Source organism: Enterococcus rotai (assembly GCF_001465345.1).
GTDB classification, from domain to species: domain Bacteria; phylum Bacillota; class Bacilli; order Lactobacillales; family Enterococcaceae; genus Enterococcus_L; species Enterococcus_L rotai.
The window spans coordinates 932,981-953,536 of the sequence record NZ_CP013655.1 but is presented as its reverse complement, the minus strand read 5'-3'; the positions used below and the strand labels follow the sequence as shown (position 1 = coordinate 953,536).

Genomic DNA, 20,556 nt, shown 5'->3' with positions numbered 1-20,556 from the left:
TAACAAATGAAGCAACGAATTAGAATAGTAATTTTTAACAAAAAAAGTGTGTCAATTGCTCTTAGTTTTTTAATACCAGTATTAATCATGGCTGTGAATTATTATCGTCTAGGTATCTATCCGACAAGTGATCGGACGATTTTGGCTAGTGATGCCTTTGGTCAGTTAGTAAATTTTTATTCTGGCTTTAATAATTTTCTCCATGGCGAACAGTCGTTTTTTTATACATGGAATGGGTCTTTAGGATTAAACTTTGTTTCTTTGATGAGTTATTATACCAATAGTTTATTTAGTTTTTTAGTGTTCTTTTTTGATAATATCAATATGCCAGATGCAATGTATGTTATTTTATTAACGAAAATCGGTACGATGGGGATAACCTTTTGGATTTTTGCCCAACAAACATTTCGGCTCCCTCAATGGGGGAAAGTTTCTTTGAGTGTTTGTTATGCTTTGATGAGTTTCACTGTAGCTTATTCAATCATGTTGATGTGGATGGATGCATTGATTTATCTTCCCTTAGTTTTACTTGGAATCCAGAGATTGATGGACAAACAAAAACCAGTTTTATTATTTGTGGTGTATTTTTTGTTATTTGTTTCAAACTATTATATGGCGTTTATGGTTGGACTATTTAGTTTGTTGTACTTTTTAGTACGATTATTGACCGAATGGAACAGGTATAAACAATCGATTCTGCCTTACTTTGTTACGTCATTGTTAGCTGGCGGCGCTTCTATGATCATTATTTTGCCTTCTGTAATTGATTTACGGACAAATGGAGAAAAAATAGATACAATTACGACTTTGTTCACAAAAGATCTAGGACCTTGGGATTTTATTGTAAAAAGCATGTCTGGTGTTTATGATACATCAAAGTTTGGCAGTGGCCCTTTTATTTCAATAGGTCTATTACCGCTACTCTTTTTTATCTTTTATTTCGTAAGTAGAAAAATTCCCTTAAAGAACAAGCTGCTATATGGAGGTTTAGTCATATTTATGATTATCAGCGTCTACATTCAGCCGCTGAATTTATTTTGGCAAGGATTACATTCACCGAACATGTTTTTGTTCCGTTTTAGTTTTTTATATTCCACTCTGGTATTGATATTAGCTGGATTTGGTTTGGAGAAATTTGAAAAAAAAGATCTGAATATTCTTTTGAATATCGTGTTGTCTCTTGTAGGAATTTTTATCCTTGTAGCAATTGTATCCAATAAAAAAAGATATGGGTACATCACGCAAGAATCGTTGATTTTAACAGTATTTTTAGTGAGTGTTTATATTCTGTTATTTGCGCTGAAAGAAAAAGGAATAAAATATGTATGGTTAGTGCCAAGCTTGATTGTTATCTGTATTTGCACCGAGTTATTTTTTAATACCCAACAAATTATGATAGGAATCAATAAAGAGTGGGGATATACGAATAGAAAACAATATACCAATGGTTATAAACAAATTAAGCCATTAGTGGAAAAGGCACAATCAAGAAATGATAGTTTCTTTCGTTTGGAAAATATAGATGCAGTGAGTCGGACAGACAGTTTTAATTACAATTACTCAGGCGTCACTATGTTTTCTTCAATTCGGAACCGTCACTCTTCCCAGTATCTTGATCGCTTAGGTTATCGTTCGCCAGATACCAATTTAATTATACAGTACCCGAATAATACAATTCTAATGGATGATTTATTAGGAATAAAATATAACATTGCCAAGAATGATCCAAAAAAATATGGGTTTAAAAAAATCGCAGCTCAAGGAGAATATGGTCTCTATGAAAATGAACATACATTGCCTTTAGGAATGCTAACAGATAAAGGGATTTTTCAATCTAAAAACAACAGGAACCAAACCGCATTGATACGTTATCTTTCAGGACAAGAAGAGCCGATATTCCAATTTACTGGATTGAATGAAGTGTCTCGAAAAAACATGTCTCTTCGAGAAGAAGGAGATTTTACTTATTTTTCAGAAGAAGCGAATACTAATGGAGAAAAGAGTATCACTTGGGAAGTCAGCATTCCTGAAAAGACACAAGGATACATAACATTAGATACTAGATATTCCAATGGATTAGATGATGGTTCAGTAGAAGTAACGGTTTCAGATTATAAAAAGACTAGTGCGCTTTCTTCAACAGGTTCTTATTACAATATCGGCTACTACGAAAAGGCAGAAAAAGTACAAGTAACTGCAAAATTTACAGGTAGTTCTGTTATAAAATTAATTCGACCGTCGGTACTTGTTTTAAAAACAGAAACACTTGATCAAGGAATCGCAGCAATTAAGGATAAAGAAGTTGCTTTTAATGTAAAAGGAAATAAAGTCAATGCAGAAGTAGCGACTGAAAAAGAACAAGTGATTTTCACGACCATTCCTTATGATGAAGGGTGGCAGGCTAAAGTAGATGGAAAACCTGTAGCAATAAAAGCGGTTCAAGATGCATTGATTACAATCAAAATACCAAAAGGTAAACATAGTGTTCAACTGACCTATTATCCTAAAGGAATAAAGCTAGGTAGTGTGTTATTTATTAGTTGTGTTTCAATATTTGCGGTTTTTGTTTATTGGCATAAAAGAAAGGAAGGGCAAAATAATTCGTGAAAAAAATCAGTAGTGTACTTCTAATTATAGTGATAGGCGGTCTGTCCTTAATAGGCTGCACACAACAATTGGATCAAAAGAAACAGTCTTTTAGTGATAACGGTGTTTCCTATGAATTCCAACTACCCGGTGGTTGGAAAGCAGATCAAGAAGCCAACAAAGAGTATGGACTGCAAACGTCATTTAGCGCAGAAGATACTAAAAGCAATTCGTATGTATTTGTTACCACAACTTTGGTAACAAACATTGAGCAAAAAAAATTTGGTGAACAAACCAGAGAAAAGCTGAAAGAACGATACCGCTATAAAAATGTAAAAGATATTTACATGAAAAAAATTACTGTAGGGAATGCTCCAGCTTATAAGTATACTTTAAACACAGTATTTAAAGAGAAAAGTGTATGGGCTCATTTTTATTACATCTGGACAGAACATGGTTTTGTTCAATTAACATTTTATTCTGCTGATGACAATTCATATAAGAAACGTTCAGAGCAAATCGATGCTTCTATAGAAACATTTAAAGAAACGTCTTTTGACAAAAATGAAGCAAAAAAAGAGCAAGAAGCCCAGCAGAAAGAAGAAGGCGACATTGTTACGATCGAAAATAAAGAAATAAAATTTGAAACAACTGCTGTACGGCAGCTAACCGAAGTAGACGGAAAAAAAATGTTGGCTATTCGTTATACGTTTACCAATTTAACACTGGAAAAAGCACAGCCTTCTGTTTGGAAAGACGTCGTGACCGTAACGCAAAACGGTAAAAAACTTTCATTAGGGAAATTACCAGAAACAAGTGATTTTATAGATGTAAAAGAACTTGATGCAACCCAAACGAAAGTCTTAAAACAGGGAGAGCAGGTAGAAAGTGTTGTTCTATATGAGTTGTTAGATAAAAGTACGGTTGAGCTGAATTTCTCGCAAAACGTTTTCCCAGGAAAAGAATCTGTTCGAGTGGTGGTGCCAGAATGAGAGCTAAAGAGCAGCTATTAAGACTAATAATTCTTGTTGCGTTGTTGAGTATTACTGGCTGTGGCAAAGCAGATCGTTATGCCTCTTTTTCAAAAATGGATCAAACGCTTAGCTGGTTCAATGAACGAAATCGATCATTTGGTGATGCCGATTATTCAACGATAAATGAAGAAGAGGATGCCTTTAAAATACTTCAGGAAAAATACAAAGTAGAGATTCCAAGCTATTATGAAAGAACCAAAAAGATATTAGGAAAAGAGTTGACCTCTCATTCAGTACAACGAGGAACAACAAAATATGCCGTTTTTTCGAGAGATAAAGAATTGGAATTTCGTACGATCTATCCATTTTATCGAGGAGAAGAATTGCAAGTTTTTTCAGAAGTTGTTTTAACCTATGCTTATTCTGTAGATCAAAAACTGGCTTACTTAAAATCCCAGGTCGTTACCGTTAAAATTTCTCCAGTTAAAGGAAACCTGCCAAACAATAATTTAAAAGAATTGCTAGAAGCAATCGGTAGGAACATGAAAATTCCAGAAAACCAAATCACTTCTGGAATAGCTGGTTATGAAAAAAAAGTCAAAGAAACGGAAATGCCGATCACAGATGATTACTTACCCATTGTGTCAAATGTGGGTGGTTTAGATAAAGAGACGGAATTTTTAAAAGAAATCGCAGCTGTTTATGATGAAGCAGGAACATTTAGGGAACTTTATGCGGAAATATCAGATCAGATGTAAATTTACACAATTTGATTATTTAAGGCAACGCAAGGATGGATTATGTTACGAGGATAGCTCTTTTCTTAAGAGCAATTTAATTCTAATTTATTTATATTTTGAAAAAAATCGTAGCATTTGTAAAGTTTAGTAATAGTATCACCATTAAAAATGACGTATAATGAAAGTAGCGAGAGTAGTAAATAAATATGTTGTCGAATATATTTACATTAGAATTTATATAGCCGTAAAGGGAGAGTGACTTGAAAATAATTGATAGAATTTCAGATTTTTTTGATGATCGTCGACGAGCAAAACAAAAGCGAATCAGAGAAAAAAATGATAAGTTGCGAGCAGCAGGGAAAACGCCTACTAAAAAAGGCTGGGGAACAATGGTAAACACTGGAACTGGGGGGATTAATCACGATCCTACTACAAGAGTCTACGATGTTGCTCAACAACAAAAAAACATCTCTGAAGAAGATGAAATTAAAGAACGTCGCTCAGGTGAGATTAAAAGGAAATAAACAACGCAAATTAATGTAGGGAAAGCAAAAAAGACTACTCTTTTTTTGCTTTCCCTTTTTATTTCTCTCCATATTTAAAATATTAACACTATATCAAGCAATTAAAGTAATTTCTATTTGTGAATTGTTTCGTATAATGAATCCATGGAAAACGTTTTCTTATATTTGAACAATGGAGGAATAAAATGGAAACACAAGTTGAAAAAACAGTAACGAACAAAAGTAGTGCTGGGTTGATCTTTGCACTAATGGCTGGGTACTCGATGATTTACATGGATAAGAGCATGATTTCTACAGCCGTTTTACCGATCGCCAAAGAGTTTCATTTGGATGCCGGACAAACAGGTATGATCATGTCATTCTTCTTCCTAGGCTATTCACTAATGCAAATACCTGGTGGTTGGTTAGCGGATAAAATCGGTGCCAAAAAAGTATTAATGTTGTCACTTGCAATTATTTCAATTTTTTCATTCGCATTTGGGGCAGTTAGTAGTTTGATGTTATTCATGGTCATTCGCTTTTTTGCGGGTCTTGGGCACGGCGGTTATCCACCTAGTTGTTCAAAATCGATTGCCGATAATTTTCCACAAGAACGCAGAACGTTTATTCAATCATTGATTCTTTCAACATCTGGGATTGGTGGAATTTTAGCCTTTACCTTAGGAACGAACTTGATCAATGCCAATTGGCGTTATGGGTATTTAGCATTGGGGACAATGTTTGCAGTAGCGTTGGTACTTGTTGCAATTTTTGTACCGAGTAAAGCTGTTAGTACCAATGCTGGAAAAGGCAATAAGCCAGCAATCAAATTTAGTCAAGTTATCACCAATCGCAATGTCTTGGTATTGTTTGTTGCAATGTTGTTATTGAACTTCCTATTATATGGAAATATGTCTTGGTTACCAAGTTTCTTAGCACAAAAATTTGCTCTAGATATTAAAACAATTGGTTATTTACTAGCGGTAAATGCTATCTTCCAAACCGCCGCAACAATGTTTGCAGGGGCATTATTATCTAAACTGTTTTTAGGAAAAGAGCGCATGTTTATTCTTAGTGCTACAGTCTTAGCAGCGATTCTAGTGGCAGCGTTTGTCGCTTCAAATAATTTAGTATTATCAATGATCTGTTTGATTGCAGTAAGTATGGTTTCAGTTAGTGCCTTTACAGCGATCTTCACATGGCCACACAAAATCATGGATCCATCGATCATTGGTTCTTCTATCGGTATCATCAACACTGGTGGAACCTTAGGCGGTTTCTTAGCACCGATGATTTTAGGACAACTGATTAAAGCTGCAGGCGGTTCATTTACGTTAGCATTCGGCTTTATGGCAGTAGCCAGTCTGCTATGCGGACTTTGTGTATTAGGAGTGAAAAAAGAAGCGTAATGTCAGACAAAAAATTTAAATACAAAAGTGCCTTTGATATTATCGGTCCAATCATGGTCGGTCCCTCCAGCTCTCACACCGCTGGAGCGGTCAGGATCGGAAATATGGCAAGAGAGCTATATAAACACACACCCAAAAAATTGATCGTAACATTTTTTGGCTCATTTGCTGAAACGTATAAAGGACATGGTACGGCTGTTGCGATTGTTGCAGGTGTTTTAGGCTTTGAAACCCATGATAAGCGTATCCCAGATGCAATCGAAATTGCGGAAAAACAAGGGGTTGTGATTGAATTTTTAGTTAGCACCAAGGAAACAGCGCATGCCAATACGGTCAATTTAGAGCTGATCGATGAACAAGAAAAATTGAATTTGACGGCTATTTCAATTGGTGGGGGCAGTATCCAATTAACTGAAATCAATCATTATTCCACTTTGCTGAATCAAGATCAAGGGAATGGCTTAGTCTTTACCATCAATCAAAAGTCAGCCCTTCCATGTGTGGAGGATGCTTTAGAAAGTCCTGCTTTTGTAGAAGTTCAGCAATTAAATAAAGAAACAGTTTTCTTTGTTGAAACACTTAGTGATATCAGTCAAAAGTTAGTAGCAAAAATTAGAGAAATACCGGGAATAACAGCAGTAATGCCTACGACCGGCTAAAATAGAGGACGTGAATTTTTTGTTTGAATCAATTGAAGAGCTCGTACAAAGAGCACAAGACAATCAGTGCACCATATCTGAAATCATGATCGCTCAGGAAATAGAAACATCTGGCCGAACTAGAACGGAGATCATGAATCAGATGAGGTTGAACTTAGAAACAATGGAAGCTGCTAGTGTTAAGGGAATTCAAGGGGTTCGTTCACATTCCGGTTTAACAGGTTACGATGCAAAAAAACTACAAGCATATATAGAGAAGAAAAATGTGTTGACCGATGATATTTTTGTTAAAGCGTTATGTTATGCTGTGGCGACCAATGAAGTAAATGCGGCAATGGGGATGATTTGTGCCACGCCCACAGCAGGTTCAGCAGGCGTTGTTCCTGGTGTTTTACTAGCTTTTAGTGAGAAATTTGGCTCGACACGTGAAGAAATGCTGCACTTTTTATTTACAGCTGCGGCTTTTGGTTTTGTGACAGCTAATAATGCGATGATTTCAGGTGCGGAAGGTGGTTGTCAGGCTGAGATCGGTTCGGCCTCAGGGATGGCTGCTGCGGCTTTAGTCGAAATGGCTGGCGGCACTCCTGAACAGGCCAGTCAAGCCTTTGCTATTGCGTTGAACAATCTGATTGGGTTGGCTTGCGATCCTGTTGCAGGTTTAGTCGAAATCCCCTGTATCAAACGAAATGCTGGTGGCACTTCTAATGCAATCAGTGCAGCAGAAATGGCATTGGCAGGGATCGTAAGTGAAATTCCAGCAGATGAAGTAGTTGAAACAATGTATCGCGTTGGTCGCAGTATGCCAGCTGATATTCGAGAAACTGGTATTGGCGGGCTAGCAGGAACTAAAACAGGGAAACGCATCGCGAAAGAATTATTTGGAATCGATCGCTAATTAAAATAATAAAAATCAATGAAAACAAAGAAAGGAAGAACATAAGAATGGATGCAAAACAACAAATTTCACAATTAATCGATGCAAAGAAAGACCAATTTATCACAGCGGCAGATCAGATTTGGGGCACACCGGAGACGAGATTTGCGACAACTGAATCTGTAAAACCCTTTTTGGAAATTTTAGAAAAAGAAGGCTTTTCAATTGAGAAAGGCGTTGCCAATATGGAACATTCTTTTGTTGCAACGTATGGCAGTGGCAATCCTGTTATTGGGATTCTAGCAGAATATGATGCGCTAGGAAATCTAAGTCAAGTCGCTGATCTAGGTGAACAAAAGGCTGAAAATGACGGGGGCAATGGCCATGGCTGTGGTCATAATTTATTAGGGACAGGTGCTTTAGCGGGGGCTGTCGGTGTTAAAGATTTGATGGAACAAGAAAAATTAACGGGAACAATTAAATTATTTGGTTGTCCAGCTGAAGAAAGTGGCTACGGTAAAGCGTTCATGGCTCGAGATGGCGTATTTGATTGTTTGGACGTTGCTCTTTCATGGCATCCAATGGATACAAGTATGGCTTGGGGCTTGAGTAGTTTAGCTGTTTATCAAATCTATTATAACTTTAAAGGGATATCTGCTCATGCAGCAGCCGCTCCTGAACAAGGCCGCAGCGCATTAGATGCAGCAGAATTGATGAATATTGGCGTACAATTTTTACGTGAACATATCATTGATGAAGGTCGTGTTCACTACGCATTTATGGATGCTGGCGGTGAGTCTGCCAATGTGGTTCAGCCAACTTCAAGCTTATACTACTTTATCCGCGCACCAAAAATAGAACAAGCAGAAGAAATCTACAAACGTGTGAATAAAATTGCCGAAGGTGCAGCTTTAATGACAGAAACAGAGCTTGAGATCGTATTTGATTCAGCTTGTGCCAACTATTTACCAAATCAAGCAGTAACAACTGCTATGTATGAAAACTTAATAGAATTCGGAAATATGAATTTAACACAAGAAGATCAAGAATATAGCCAAAGATATTACGATAGCTTGAATGATGCAACCAAAGCAGGTTTAGTAGCTAGAGCGAGACAAAGTAATCCAACAGCTAGCGAAGAAGAGATCGAACGTCTTGGAACGATGCCAGTCTTGGATCAAATCGCACCATTGTTCTTTACAGATGCGACTTCTGGTTCTACAGATGTGGGTGATGTTAGCTGGGTTTGTCCAACAGCTCAAGTGTTGATTGGATGTGAACCTCAAGGAACACCGCCTCATTCATGGCAATGGGTGGCAAATGGCAAATCATCAGTAGCACATAAAGGATTGTTAGCAGCCGGTAAAACGATTGCTACAACTGCGTATGACTTGTTGACTAATCCAGAACTAGTTGCAAAAGCAAAAGCAGAACACTTTGCCACTGTTGGCGGTAAAAAGTATCAATCAGCGATTCCGGCTGATGTAATGCCAAAATAAAAATACCTGGTTAGATAGATTAGAGGAGAAATTCATCAATGGATGTATTTTTTCTTTAATCTTTTTGTCGTTCCATTGCCATTTTTTATTGCAAAATATAGTATACTGTGTTTATAAATTGTCACAGACAGGAGCAACCACATGACGAAAATGGAACGTCCAGATGAACGTAAAGCGCTGGAGATTCTTAGAGAAGCAGACCCTGAAAAATACCAAGCAGCAATTCTTTTAGATAAACCAGATATTCAAAATCCCAAGCAAAACATTGGTGTAGAAGTTACTCAATCATTAAAAGAAAGTGTTTTGAAAGCATTAGATCTTAATGGAATCAATGTACATAATGATGGACAAATCCTTGAAAGTATTAAAGAAAGATATGGAAATGATGTCCTTAGAATCAATTTGCCATTACCAGATAGTGCTAAAAAAGCAATCGCTATTTCAATCGCAAATTGGCACTCATTGTTCAACTTGATCGAAGCTTACGATAATAAAGTGGAAAAACTGCAAAGTGGCAACTATAAGCTATATCAAGAAAATAACTTATTTATTTTTGTATTTGGGGAAGATGAAAAAAGTATCGAGCAACTCGCAAAACATATCTATCGAAATCAGACGGGTAGACAATATGATTTTGTGTATGTTTACAGTCAACCCAATTTTTATAGGATCGATCGTCAAATGAATATAGAGATGAAAAGACTGTCTATTTAGAAGTCTTTTTTATTTACGCTTATAAAAACTTAAAAAATGTCAGTGAAAAACTTGTTAATATGCAAAAATGATTTTATTTGCTATACTCAAAATAAAGTTATTCAGCTTTGCGAGCCAACTCTTCGGAAAAAAGATAAATTCTAAATGAGGCAAAAAGCACCTCAGTTAGAATTTCCTATTTTTCTGTCAGAGTTGAACGAGCCCGCTGTGCTTTTAAAGTTATCTAGCTCCGCGGGCTAACTCTTCGGAAAAAAGATAAATTCTAAATGAGGCAAAAAGCACCTCAGTTAGAATTTCCTATTTTTCTGTCAGAGTTGAACGAGCCCGCTACGCTTTTAAATTAGGAGGTAGCTTATGAATCAAAAAGAACGTATCGCTAAAATTTTAGAGTTACTGCAAGAAAAAGAAAAGTTAGATGCAACTGAACTAGCCGATTATTTCCAAATCTCTAAAGATAGTATTCGCCGAGATATCTTATTGATTGTCAATGATGGGTTAGCAGAAAGATATCGTGGCGGTATTACATTGCCAATTATCAAAACAAAAATCGAAGATTATTCTAAGCGTTTAGTGATCAATAGCCAAGAAAAACAACTAATTGCTCATGAAGCAGTCCAGCAAATTTCGACAGATCAAACGATTTGGTTAGATGTTTCAACGACGGTGCAATTTATTGCAAAAGAGCTCACCAAAGAAAATGTGCTAATCGTTACAAATTCGATCGACAATGCGATATCGGCAACGCAAGTAAATGCTCAACAAGAGGTTTATTTGCTTGGAGGTTATTTCAATGCTAACTCTCATTTACTGCATGGAACATCGCTCATTACGCAATTAGCTAATTTCTACTTTGACATTGCGTTTATTGGCGCATCCGGCATCAATGAAACGGGACTATTTTATTCGGAATTAGAAGATATTGAATTAAAACAAACTATCATCAAAAATGCCAAACGGACGTGTGTTTTGCTCGACAGTTCTAAAGTTAGAAATACATCCAACTTTAAATTAGATTTCTCAGATATCGATTTGATCATTACAGACAAACCACTACCAGAAACGATCACCGCGCAGCTAAGTGAAGCTGATGTCAAAATTATGCTTGTAAAGGGTGGAAAAAAATGAAAACAGTAATCCAAAATGTAACGATAAGCAATGAAACAGGCCTAGAAGTTGTTGATATTCTAATTGAAAATGAAACAATTGCAAGGATCGAACTCTCTGACAAACAAGTCTTTGCTAAAGAAGCCACAGAGCAACAGTTGGATGGACAACGTCAGCTATTGATTCCAGGTATGATCGATGTCCATATTCATGGTGCGAATAATTTTGATATGATGGATGGCACGACAAAAAGTATTCAAGAAGTATCGAAAAAATGCTTAGAAACAGGTTGTACAGGCTTTTTAGTCACTTCAGTCACGTCTTCTTTAGAAGCCTTGTTGACCATGATCGATCGTACGAAAGAAGTGATCGGACATGAAGCAGGGGCAAAAATTTTAGGGATTCACTTAGAAGGTCCGTATTTAAATGTGAAAAGAAAAGGGATGCAAGATCCTAAGTATTTGAGAAATCCTGATTTAAACGAAATGGCGACTATTCTTGAACGGGCGGGCGACTTGATCAAAATGGTTACAGTGGCACCAGAGTTACCCGGTTGTTTGGAACTGATCACTTACTTAAAAAAGAAAAATGTTGTCATTGCGATTGCTCACTCTGATGCAACCTATGAAGAAGCGCAAACGGCTTTTCAACATGGTGCGACACACATTACTCACTGCTTCAACGCAATGCCGCCGATTCATCATCGTGCCCCTGGGGTGGTTACTGCAGCACTTGAAAATGATAGTGTGAGTGTTCAAGCAATTGTTGACGGAATTCATTTACATCCTGGCATTGTCCGTTTAGTACACAAAATAAAAGGAGCAGATGCTATGGTGTTGATTACAGATGCTTTGCAAGCTATGGGTGTTGGCGATGGCGCATATGAATTTGGCGGGCATTATGTTACTGTTGAAAAGGGCGTTGCACGCTTAAAGGATGGCACGTTAGCATCCAGCACAGTCACAATGAATGAAGCACTTAAACTAAGTGTAGAAATGGGTATTCCGTTAGACGATGCCATTAAAATGGGCGCAACGACGCCTGCTGTTATTTTAGGAGAGAAGAAAATAGGTAAAATTGCGGTAGGGTACGATGCTGATTTGATTCTTTTGGATGAAGAATTTAAAGTAGTCAAAACAGTCTTAAAGGGACTGGTAAAGTAGTAGCTGATTTTTATAGAAAAAAAGCGCATGAGAATTAGTTTCTCATGTGCTTTTACTCCGTTTTTATCCAGCTGATTTATTTTATGTTTTAATGTAGCTAGTTCTTTTTTTAGTCGATTGATTGAAAGGATACAATAAAGAACGAGACCTGCTAAAAGCGGGTCTAATAGTACATAGAGAATGTTCATAAATGTCTGATAAACGAGTCGAATCTGCTCTACCATTTTTTATCCCTCCCATAGATATGCCTTAAGTCTGCTGGAAGTATCATTAGACCAACATGCCACTTTTTATTCCATTATTCCAAGTTTATTTTCCTCCATTTGTTTATCCATATTAACTATCACTATATATTGATTACAAACTGAAAATAGTAAAATATAAACAAAAAGAAAGATAAATATTAGTGTTGGTTGAATGGTTTTTCGATGGGATAACAAACCTCTGTAATATAATATTCTTCCCGATCCTCATTTGCAGGGCTAGAGTGATAAATGTTAAAGACATTGCCAGAAAGTGCGTACTCATTCACTTTCAGCCAGTTGTCCATATCGGCATGAATAATCGGCATAGAAGCGTAAGAGCCGTTTGTTACAACAGAAGCAATCAATCCTGGAGAGAAGGTTTTAGTGTCTGGATAGATGTGTTTAAGCGATTCTGGAATACTAACCATAACTTCGATGTCAATATTCTTCGAAGTAGCCTGATGAAAAACGGCGATTGATTGACCTAGTGTAGACAGATCCTCACTTCGTATAGTAGTAAAAAGTTGTTGCCAAAGTTGCTCTTCTTCATAGTAAGAAGTTACGTTTTGCCGATAAGTAAGAACGAGCAGGTCGTTCATTTTTTTTGTTTCGATGGGATAATTCATTCCTGTTTTCTCTGGAGACTTCTTTTTTTCTTCCAGCCAGTTTAGGTAAGCAAGTTGCAGCTTTTTTTCCGCTAATTCAGTTTCAAGTCGTTTTCGATGATTGGCTAAGTAATTTGTTTGGTCGTGCTTATTCTCTAAAAGTGTTTTGATTTCTTTTAGCGGGATGCCAACGTTTTTAAGTGAAAGGATTCGATTCGCTTGATTGATTTGTTCTGCTGTATAATAACGATAATTATTGTCTTGGTGGACGATCTCGGGTTTTAACAAATCCAGTTTGTCATAATGTCTGAGCATACGTGGACTGATGTTTGTTAGTTGAGAGAATTCGCTGATTTTAAACATAGTTTTGCTCCTTAAAAGAGTGCGTCAGTTTTTATTAGTATACTATTTTTTATGTGCGTCTGCATGCTTGACTTTAACATTATGGTAAGGTTTAAAATAGAATCAGAGGATGACATGAAAGGAGTGCAATTATGCGTACATACAAAAATAAACAGGAATTGATCGCTGAAATTAAAAAAAGATATGAGAAATATGATGCGGAGTTTGAACAAGTCTCTGAAACGTTAAAAGATAAACGAATTGAAGAGGTAGATAAGACACCTTCTGAAAATTTATCTTATCAGCTTGGTTGGGTGAATTTGATTTTGCAATGGGAAAAAGAGGAACAGGCTGGCAAAACAGTAGAGACACCCGCACCAGGTTATAAATGGAATAATCTTGGTGGGTTGTATCAGTCTTTCTATGAAAAATATGGTCAGTATAGTATTGCTGAACAAAGAGTCATGCTGAGTGAGTCTGTCAATGAGCTTTACATATGGTTAGAGTCACTTTCTGATGAGGAGTTATTTGAGCCAGGTCAACGAAATTGGGCGACAACAAAAGCCATGTGGCCAGTTTATAAATGGGTCCATATCAATACAGTGGCACCATTTACCAACTTTCGGACAAAGATTCGCAAATGGAAAAAAGTGGTTTTAACAGCATCATAAAAAACAGGAAACAGCGAATGTTTTTATCGCCGTTTCCTGTTTCCTTTTATTGGTTAATCAATTGTTCTACATCTAATTCAGTCATTGAAGCAACTTGCAAATCAGCACCAATTAAAGTTTCTGTCGCAGAAAGTCCAACTGCATACATTCCGGCAGCTTTGATTCCTTCAATACCTGCTTGGGCGTCTTCAAAACCTATAGCATCTTTCGGTTCGACACCGATACTTTTAGCAGCCTTGATAAATATTTCCGGATCAGGTTTTCCTTTTGTCAGTGTTTCGGGGTCAACAATATGTCCGAAGAACTCAAGAACACCTAATTTATCTAAAATCATAGGAGCATTTTTTGAGGCTGATGCAATCGAGCAAGGAATAGTCTGTTCTTTTGCTTGGACTAGAAAATCGTGAACACCTGGCAGTAAGTCTGCTTCAGAAAGATCGGCCAAAAGTTTAACATACTCATCGTTTTTCTTTTGAGCCAATGTTTCTTTCTCTGTAGTAGTAAATGCATTTTCCTTGTGTCCATAAGCTAAAATTTTATCCAAAGAATCCATTCGGCTGATGCCTTTTAAAGTTTCGTTGAAGGTTTCATCGATCGTGATACCTAATGTTGCGGCTAAGTTTTTCCAAGCAATATAGTGGAATTTTGCAGTATCTGTAATAACACCATCTAAGTCAAAAATAAATCCTTTTTTCATGTGTATGCTCCTGTCTGATCGTTAATAAGTAATCACTTTTTCTTCATCTGCTGTTAATTGGTAAGGGTGATTTTTAACCATTACCGTTGTGTCCTGTGAAGAACAAATTTGAACGGTGTTTTTTGAAATAGTTAACTGATAGTGAACCCCTTTGTGGTCAAGATTAAAGCGCATGTCAGTCCATTTTTTTGGTAAGTTAGGTTGGATCGTTAGTTGTTGCTTCTTAATATCGACCCCAGCATAAGTCGTTAAGGTAACATAAATTGTAGCAGCCATTACACCAGTATGGATCCCTTCAGCTGTTGTCCCTCCTTGAATATCTTGATAATCAGAGTATAAAGCTTCTTGATACAATTTCCAAGATAGATCATGAAAGGCAACTTCTTCGGCTAATTGCGCATGGACGATTCTGGATAAGGTTGAACCATGAGACGTTCTGTTTAAATAGTATAATAGATTTTTTTCAAGATAATCTTCAGGTAAATCGTACCCAAGTTCCTCTAATATCTCATCGATTTTTTCTTTATTTAAATTATAAAACAGCATTAACGTATCTGCTTGTTTAGAAACTTTGTAATCATCGGGCGATTGACCTTCAGCTTTTAAGATACGATCCATGCGATAAATATTGCCGTACTTTTCTTTCGCTTGTTCCCAGTCGATTTCTTTTAGATCAAAATACCCTTCGTATTGGGCGATGATGCCTTCATCGTTGACTTCAATCGATAGTCGTTTGCGAATGTCATTCATTTGTTTCAAAATTTCTTGCGTGATTCCTGTTTTAGAAAATAATTCTGTTTTTTCTTGCGTATTTAATAGTGAAAGGATGTTTTCCAATTCTTCAAATAACCAAACAACCATCAAGTTTGTATAAGCGTTGTTTTTTAAGCCGCTTTCAGTGCTGTTAGGATACGCTTCATGAAATTCATCTGGACCCATGACGTTAGCGATTGAGTACCGTTGTGTTGTTTCATCCCAAGTTGCTGCACTACGCCAGAAATTAGCGATCTCTAACAACATTTCTGCACCATACTCTTTGATAAAGCAATCATCACCAGAATTATTCCAGTACATCCAGACATTGTAAGCAATTGCTAATGAGACGTGACGTTGAAGAACACTATGATCTTCACCCCATTCACCATTTAACGGATTCAAGTGTAGTTTTTGTGTATCCTCACTACCATCCAAGCCAGACTGCCAAGGATACATAGCTCCTTCATAATGATTGTCACGAGCATTTTCTTTCGCTTTCCCTAACCGGTTATAGCGATACATTAAAAGCTGCTTCGCTGTTTCTGGGAAATGAAGGATATAAAAGGGCAAGATAAAAATCTCATCCCAGAAGATATGACCGCGATAAGCTTCGCCGTGCAAGCCACGAGCTGTTACAGAAACATCTAAATCATTGTTATTAAACGGAGAGGCAGAGACTAATAAATGATAGGCGTGGATTCGCAATAATTTTTGTGACATTAGATCCTCTGAAATTTGAATATCTGATTTTTTCCATAAGGTTTCCCAAGCACTCTTACTTTCAGCAAATTCTCTGTCAAAAGAAGTCACCAGTGAAGGGGGATTTTCCCAACTTTGTTCGGCTATTGAAGCTGTGACCTGAACATGCTTTTCAAGCGTGTAGATGTTATTTTCTTTGGCAGTAAAAGGAATCGTTTGCTCGATGCTTTCTTTACAAATAGTATTTTTGATAGCAGCTGTATCAAAAAAATCACCTGTAATAGTAGCAATTTGTCGAACGTTTATTTTTGATTGATTGGTTTCGATCTCAATCATTGATTTATTTTTTTCTGCAAGTAACTGTGTAATGTGGAAGTGCTTTGCAGTTAAATTACGATAGCGTTCTACGTTGTAATTGTAGACTGAGCCATCAGTTGTTGTTTTGACTATGATTTTTTTAGAAAAGTTCAATGGTTGAATCGAATAGCGGATACTATAATGATTTTTTTGCGCCATATTGACAATTTTCTGTGCAGTAATTTTTAATTGATGTTGATGTGAGTCTTCAATAATCATGTGAGAAGTGAACAAACCTGTTTTTAGGTCTAAATTTCGATGTAAATAGTGCAAAGTGGCAGTTTCTAAATGTAGCCATTCATCTGTTCCAGCTACCTGAATACTAAAATATTGATTATTCGGTGTGTTGACAAAATCTTCATTTTCAACGATTTGACCTGCGACTTCGGACGTTTCTTCATTATAGAGTCCTGCGACGTAAGTAGCGGGATAATGGTCTTTGGATAGAGTCATTTCAGGTATTGTGCCGCGTAAACCCATAAAACCATTGCCGATAGTCAATAATGATTCAACAGAATATTCTTCTTTGCCTGGTGTATAACCAAAATAATCTAGATTCCAGGTTAAATAATCGGCTTTCTTTTTGAATGCTGCGACTAAATCAGTCTCTTGGCTCACTTGTGAGGCTGTTAGGATCGGGATATTTAATAATTCTGAAAACTGTTTAGTAAGATTCTCAAGGCCAGCATTTAATGATGATACTTGTTTGTTTTCAGTATAAAATTCAGGAGTGATAGCATTAAAAATAGCTCCTGCCACAGTTGGAAATTTTTCTTTGATTTGTGCAGCTAGGACTTCTCCCGTTTGGGGAAATTTAAAATCAGAAAAGGCGAGTGTTTGCTCTAAGAGTGAATGCTGCTGATCTTTTGCTTGAACATGTAAAGCGTTTGGCTTAAGTGTAAGGGATAAAAAATTCATTTTAATACTCCTAACTAAAATTTATTTCAACTTGTATAGACATGTTTGTGTTTTCGTTTACATTATAGTATGGATTGCTTGTAAATACAAGTGTTGAGGTCAAAAAGAATTGGTGTGGATTCAATGCTTACTTATTGAGAATGCTATTTTTTTAGGCGAGAATATGCTATCATTTTCTTTGAGTATCCTAGGGTGGAGGGATGGACATGAATAAGTTTCATGATATATTTTTAGAGCTTGAAAAAGGGATTTTAGAAGGTAAATATCAACCAGGAACATTACTTCCAAGTGAAAATCAATTGGTTGAACAATATTCAGTTTCGCGTGAAACTATACGTAAAGCCTTAAATTTACTGATCAATGCTGGTTATATTCAAAAGAAACAAGGCAAAGGTTCGATTGTTTTGAATGTTCGTAAGTTTGATTTGCCGATTTCTGGTGTGATCAGCTATAAAGAATTACAAAGTGCACAGCAAATCCATAGTGTAACGAGAGTTGTGGAACTACAAGAAGCGCAGGTCAGTGAAGCTTTAGCACGTTTGACAGGTTGGAAAAAAGGCGCTGCTGTTTGGCGATTAGTTAGACAACGAGAGATCGATGGAGAAGTGGTTATTATTGATATCGATTATTTATTAAAAGAAATCATCGAAGTCTTGCCTAAAGAGCGTGCGGCTGATTCAATTTATGATTATTTTGAAAACGATTTAGGTTTAGCAATCAGCTATGCTCAAAAAGAGATTACAGTCGAAGCTGTGACAGAAGCTGACCAAAATTTGATGGACATCCAAGGGGATACCCATGTAGTGGTTGTACGTAGTGTGGTAAGTTTAGAAGATACACGTTGTTTTGAATACACAGAATCCAGACATAGATTAGATAAATTTAAATTTGTCGATTTTGCTAGACGAAGAAAAGCTTAAGGAAAAATTGATTATTTCTAGGAGATGAAAAACTGTGTATATCGGAATCATTTATTTTATTGTCATTATTTTAGCGAATACGGTTGGCGCAATTTCTGGAATGGGCGGTGGCGTCATCATCAAGCCTGTGTTGGATACACTACATTTTCATTCGCTGGCAGCGATTTCCTTTTATTCCAGTGTGGCTGTTTTTACGATGTCAATTGTTTCAACGATGAGGCAGCTGAAAAATGGATTGAAGTTGCAAATTCCAATTGCGGTATTTGTATCTTTAGGTTCTGTAGTTGGTGGGATTTCAGGAAATACAGTGTTTGAGTCATTATTGCGGCTCTTTTCTGATGAAAAATATGTTCAGTTAGTTCAAATCATACTGACGATTGTGACGTTGTTGTTTGCTTATTTCTATACAAAAATCGGTAATGAACGGTCATTAGAGCTATCACACCCTGTTTGGTATGTGATAGTTGGGTTGTTTTTAGGATTTACTTCCACTTTATTAGGAATCGGTGGCGGACCGATCAATGTGGCTTTATTGATGCTGTGTTTTGGCATCCCGATCAAAGAAGCCACTGTTTATTCGATCGTAACGATTTTCTTTTCACAGGCAGCAAAATTAGTAACGATCGCACAAGTTACTGGTTTTGAGCGCTTTGATCTATCGATTTTATTGTATGTGATACCTGCGGCTATTGTGGGCGGTTTTGTGGGGGCGTTGATCAGTGGGAAAATTTCATCTGAACGTGTAACGCAAGTTTACCAAGTAGTGATTCTACTAGTATTGTTATTAAATTTATGGAATGGGATCCAATTATTCGTTTAATCAGGGAGGTTACGGGATGGATTATCACGCGAAAAAGTTTACAGAACTAACGACGAAAGAATTTTTTGAAATAGTCAAACTGAGAATTGCTGTTTTTGTAGTTGAACAAAATTGTCCTTATCAAGAGGTGGATGATGCGGATGAACAAGCATGGCATACTTGGTTACAAGAAGGATCAGAAATTGTTGGTTATACCCGAATCATTGATAAAGGTGATACAGTGACCTTTGGCAGAGTATTGATCAATCCAGTTTATCGTGGGAAAAAATTAGGGAATAAGCTTCTGGAAGAAACATTAAAAGTAATAAAAGATAATTATCCAGAGCGACCAATAATCATTGGGGCTCAAGCGCACCTTACAGATTTTTATGGTGCTTTTGGGTTTGAAGAGATTTCTGAAGTGTACCTAGAAGATAATATCCCTCATGTAGATATGAGGAAAAGCTAAATAAAAAAAGTTGATTTTCAATTTTATGAAGATCAACTTTTTTTATTAAAATAGCAACTAAAACTGTGGATTATTAAACTCAGTTACATATAAATATCCAAGCCAAAGTACGCCTAATAAAAAGATAACTCGAGCGAATTAACTTACCTTTAAATTCAATTGCAACCGCAAAATGCGAGAGCACTTATAGAAAAAGTTAAGTTTGTTTGTATTGATCAACGTTACTCTTTATTGTTTTCAGTAGTTTCTTTCATGACACCAGTTGCTTTCGTAGTATTTTGCGCCGCTAACAAATCACGGATTTGTTCTAATAAGTCATCTGTTGTAGGACCACTGACTTCTTCTTCTTCTGCAGCTTCTGGTGTTTTCTTCATTTTGTTAACAGCTTTGACAATCAGGAACAAAACAAAAGCGGTAATTAAAAATGTAATAAGTGCACTAATGACATCGCCAATGTTGAACGCTACGCCTTTCACATGAAAAACTAATGCACCGAGTGCATCGTCTGCGCTTTTTTCTCCAGTAGTCAATACGAAGACTAAGCTAACGAGTGGTGTAATCAAACCATTAACGATTTGTGTCACGATCGCTGTAAAAGCAGAACCAATCACAACCCCAACTGCTAAATCAAGCACATTTCCACGCATAATAAATTCTTTAAATTCTTTGATCATAAGTCTAACCTCCCTTTCTCAAATCCAGTATACAGAAAAAATAAAAAAAATTGAAATGAAAGACTCTTACCACAAGGAAAGACAGTTGAGCTGTGCTATAATTAAATGGATGTAGAAAATCTTAAAAAAACATTTAAAAATGGCCGGATGATTGTATTTTATATCAGGCTTTATTATGA

The 20,556-nt window shown here is 36.5% G+C and carries 19 protein-coding genes; 15 read left to right on the top strand and 4 right to left on the bottom strand.

Going from position 1 to position 20,556, the window contains the following annotated elements; all coding sequences use genetic code 11:
* The first annotated feature begins 6 nt into the window (after positions 1–6).
* From ATZ35_RS04505 to nagA, 11 genes are all read left to right on the top strand, one after another.
* Positions 7–2,607, top strand: coding sequence for a YfhO family protein (locus tag ATZ35_RS04505; protein WP_208929685.1), 2,601 nt, complete (start codon positions 7–9; stop codon positions 2,605–2,607).
* The gene (locus ATZ35_RS04500; RefSeq protein WP_208929684.1) at positions 2,604–3,578 is read left to right on the top strand and encodes a DUF5067 domain-containing protein; all 975 of its coding nucleotides are present in this window, start codon (positions 2,604–2,606) and stop codon (positions 3,576–3,578) included. The genes ATZ35_RS04505 and ATZ35_RS04500 overlap by 4 nt, the downstream gene beginning before the upstream one ends.
* The gene (locus ATZ35_RS04495; RefSeq protein WP_208929683.1) at positions 3,575–4,318 is read left to right on the top strand and encodes a hypothetical protein; all 744 of its coding nucleotides are present in this window, start codon (positions 3,575–3,577) and stop codon (positions 4,316–4,318) included. The genes ATZ35_RS04500 and ATZ35_RS04495 overlap by 4 nt, the downstream gene beginning before the upstream one ends.
* Before the next feature lie 242 nt (positions 4,319–4,560).
* Complete coding sequence (locus ATZ35_RS04490; protein ID WP_208929682.1) at positions 4,561–4,824, top strand: hypothetical protein; 264 nt, start codon at positions 4,561–4,563, stop codon at positions 4,822–4,824.
* 185 nt (positions 4,825–5,009) lie between these two features.
* Positions 5,010–6,212, top strand: a complete 1,203-nt coding sequence (locus ATZ35_RS04485; protein ID WP_208929681.1) for an MFS transporter — start codon at positions 5,010–5,012, stop codon at positions 6,210–6,212.
* Positions 6,212–6,871: an L-serine ammonia-lyase, iron-sulfur-dependent subunit beta gene (gene sdaAB, locus ATZ35_RS04480; protein WP_208929680.1), complete on the top strand. Its 660-nt coding sequence runs from the start codon at positions 6,212–6,214 to the stop codon at positions 6,869–6,871. Before ATZ35_RS04485 ends, sdaAB begins: the two co-directional genes overlap by 1 nt.
* Before the next feature lie 19 nt (positions 6,872–6,890).
* Complete coding sequence (gene sdaAA, locus ATZ35_RS04475; protein ID WP_208929679.1) at positions 6,891–7,766, top strand: L-serine ammonia-lyase, iron-sulfur-dependent, subunit alpha; 876 nt, start codon at positions 6,891–6,893, stop codon at positions 7,764–7,766.
* 47 nt (positions 7,767–7,813) lie between these two features.
* On the top strand, positions 7,814–9,244 hold the full coding sequence (locus ATZ35_RS04470) for an amidohydrolase (RefSeq protein WP_208929678.1): 1,431 nt from the start codon (positions 7,814–7,816) through the stop codon (positions 9,242–9,244).
* Between the two features lie 141 nt (positions 9,245–9,385).
* Positions 9,386–9,958, top strand: coding sequence for a hypothetical protein (locus tag ATZ35_RS04465; protein WP_208929677.1), 573 nt, complete (start codon positions 9,386–9,388; stop codon positions 9,956–9,958).
* 354 nt (positions 9,959–10,312) lie between these two features.
* Positions 10,313–11,083 carry a DeoR/GlpR family DNA-binding transcription regulator gene (locus tag ATZ35_RS04460; protein WP_208929676.1) on the top strand — a complete coding sequence of 257 codons (771 nt, stop codon included), beginning with the start codon at positions 10,313–10,315 and terminating at the stop codon, positions 11,081–11,083.
* Entirely contained in the window at positions 11,080–12,225 is a 1,146-nt protein-coding gene (nagA, locus tag ATZ35_RS04455; RefSeq protein ID WP_208929675.1) for an N-acetylglucosamine-6-phosphate deacetylase, read from the top strand. Before ATZ35_RS04460 ends, nagA begins: the two co-directional genes overlap by 4 nt.
* A 403-nt stretch (positions 12,226–12,628) precedes the next feature.
* Here the strand turns inward: nagA and ATZ35_RS04450 are convergent, their stop codons facing one another.
* Positions 12,629–13,438 (bottom strand): MerR family transcriptional regulator, encoded by an 810-nt coding sequence (locus ATZ35_RS04450; RefSeq protein WP_208929674.1) that lies wholly within the window; start codon positions 13,436–13,438, stop codon positions 12,629–12,631.
* Positions 13,439–13,569: 131 nt separating this feature from the next.
* On the opposite strand from ATZ35_RS04450, the gene ATZ35_RS04445 reads away from it, so the two are divergent.
* The gene (locus ATZ35_RS04445; RefSeq protein ID WP_208929673.1) at positions 13,570–14,088 is read left to right on the top strand and encodes a ClbS/DfsB family four-helix bundle protein; all 519 of its coding nucleotides are present in this window, start codon (positions 13,570–13,572) and stop codon (positions 14,086–14,088) included.
* Between the two features lie 46 nt (positions 14,089–14,134).
* Here ATZ35_RS04445 and pgmB read toward each other — a convergent pair whose 3' ends face one another.
* Together pgmB and ATZ35_RS04435 are read right to left on the bottom strand one after the other, a co-directional pair.
* Positions 14,135–14,785 carry a beta-phosphoglucomutase gene (pgmB, locus tag ATZ35_RS04440; protein ID WP_208929672.1) on the bottom strand — a complete coding sequence of 217 codons (651 nt, stop codon included), beginning with the start codon at positions 14,783–14,785 and terminating at the stop codon, positions 14,135–14,137.
* A gap of 21 nt (positions 14,786–14,806) precedes the next feature.
* Complete coding sequence (locus tag ATZ35_RS04435; RefSeq protein WP_208929671.1) at positions 14,807–17,515, bottom strand: glycoside hydrolase family 65 protein; 2,709 nt, start codon at positions 17,513–17,515, stop codon at positions 14,807–14,809.
* 206 nt (positions 17,516–17,721) lie between these two features.
* Between ATZ35_RS04435 and treR the strand changes: the two genes are divergently transcribed.
* From treR to ATZ35_RS04420, 3 genes are read left to right on the top strand one after another with little or no spacing between them, the layout of a single operon-like run.
* Positions 17,722–18,435: a trehalose operon repressor gene (treR, locus tag ATZ35_RS04430; protein WP_208929670.1), complete on the top strand. Its 714-nt coding sequence runs from the start codon at positions 17,722–17,724 to the stop codon at positions 18,433–18,435.
* Positions 18,436–18,469: 34 nt separating this feature from the next.
* Entirely contained in the window at positions 18,470–19,255 is a 786-nt protein-coding gene (locus ATZ35_RS04425; RefSeq protein WP_208929669.1) for a sulfite exporter TauE/SafE family protein, read from the top strand.
* A 16-nt stretch (positions 19,256–19,271) separates the two neighbouring features.
* Positions 19,272–19,703, top strand: a complete 432-nt coding sequence (locus ATZ35_RS04420; RefSeq protein ID WP_208929668.1) for a GNAT family N-acetyltransferase — start codon at positions 19,272–19,274, stop codon at positions 19,701–19,703.
* Between the two features lie 221 nt (positions 19,704–19,924).
* Here the strand turns inward: ATZ35_RS04420 and mscL are convergent, their stop codons facing one another.
* On the bottom strand, positions 19,925–20,377 hold the full coding sequence (gene mscL / locus ATZ35_RS04415) for a large conductance mechanosensitive channel protein MscL (protein ID WP_208929667.1): 453 nt from the start codon (positions 20,375–20,377) through the stop codon (positions 19,925–19,927).
* Between the last annotated feature and the right edge of the window lie 179 nt (positions 20,378–20,556).

Excerpts from the sequence above, each read along its gene's own strand:
- ATZ35_RS04505 (WP_208929685.1), top strand. The coding sequence starts at position 7 with ATGAAGCAACGAATTAGAATAGTAATTTTTAACAAAAAAAGTGTGTCA.
- ATZ35_RS04495 (WP_208929683.1), top strand. The coding sequence starts at position 3,575 with ATGAGAGCTAAAGAGCAGCTATTAAGACTAATAATTCTTGTTGCGTTG.
- ATZ35_RS04485 (WP_208929681.1), top strand. The coding sequence starts at position 5,010 with ATGGAAACACAAGTTGAAAAAACAGTAACGAACAAAAGTAGTGCTGGG.
- sdaAB (WP_208929680.1), top strand. The coding sequence starts at position 6,212 with ATGTCAGACAAAAAATTTAAATACAAAAGTGCCTTTGATATTATCGGT.
- ATZ35_RS04470 (WP_208929678.1), top strand. The coding sequence starts at position 7,814 with ATGGATGCAAAACAACAAATTTCACAATTAATCGATGCAAAGAAAGAC.
- ATZ35_RS04465 (WP_208929677.1), top strand. The coding sequence starts at position 9,386 with ATGACGAAAATGGAACGTCCAGATGAACGTAAAGCGCTGGAGATTCTT.
- ATZ35_RS04460 (WP_208929676.1), top strand. The coding sequence starts at position 10,313 with ATGAATCAAAAAGAACGTATCGCTAAAATTTTAGAGTTACTGCAAGAA.
- nagA (WP_208929675.1), top strand. The coding sequence starts at position 11,080 with ATGAAAACAGTAATCCAAAATGTAACGATAAGCAATGAAACAGGCCTA.
- ATZ35_RS04450 (WP_208929674.1), bottom strand. The coding sequence starts at position 13,438 with ATGTTTAAAATCAGCGAATTCTCTCAACTAACAAACATCAGTCCACGT.
- ATZ35_RS04445 (WP_208929673.1), top strand. The coding sequence starts at position 13,570 with ATGCGTACATACAAAAATAAACAGGAATTGATCGCTGAAATTAAAAAA.
- pgmB (WP_208929672.1), bottom strand. The coding sequence starts at position 14,785 with ATGAAAAAAGGATTTATTTTTGACTTAGATGGTGTTATTACAGATACT.
- ATZ35_RS04435 (WP_208929671.1), bottom strand. The coding sequence starts at position 17,515 with ATGAATTTTTTATCCCTTACACTTAAGCCAAACGCTTTACATGTTCAA.
- treR (WP_208929670.1), top strand. The coding sequence starts at position 17,722 with ATGAATAAGTTTCATGATATATTTTTAGAGCTTGAAAAAGGGATTTTA.
- ATZ35_RS04420 (WP_208929668.1), top strand. The coding sequence starts at position 19,272 with ATGGATTATCACGCGAAAAAGTTTACAGAACTAACGACGAAAGAATTT.
- mscL (WP_208929667.1), bottom strand. The coding sequence starts at position 20,377 with ATGATCAAAGAATTTAAAGAATTTATTATGCGTGGAAATGTGCTTGAT.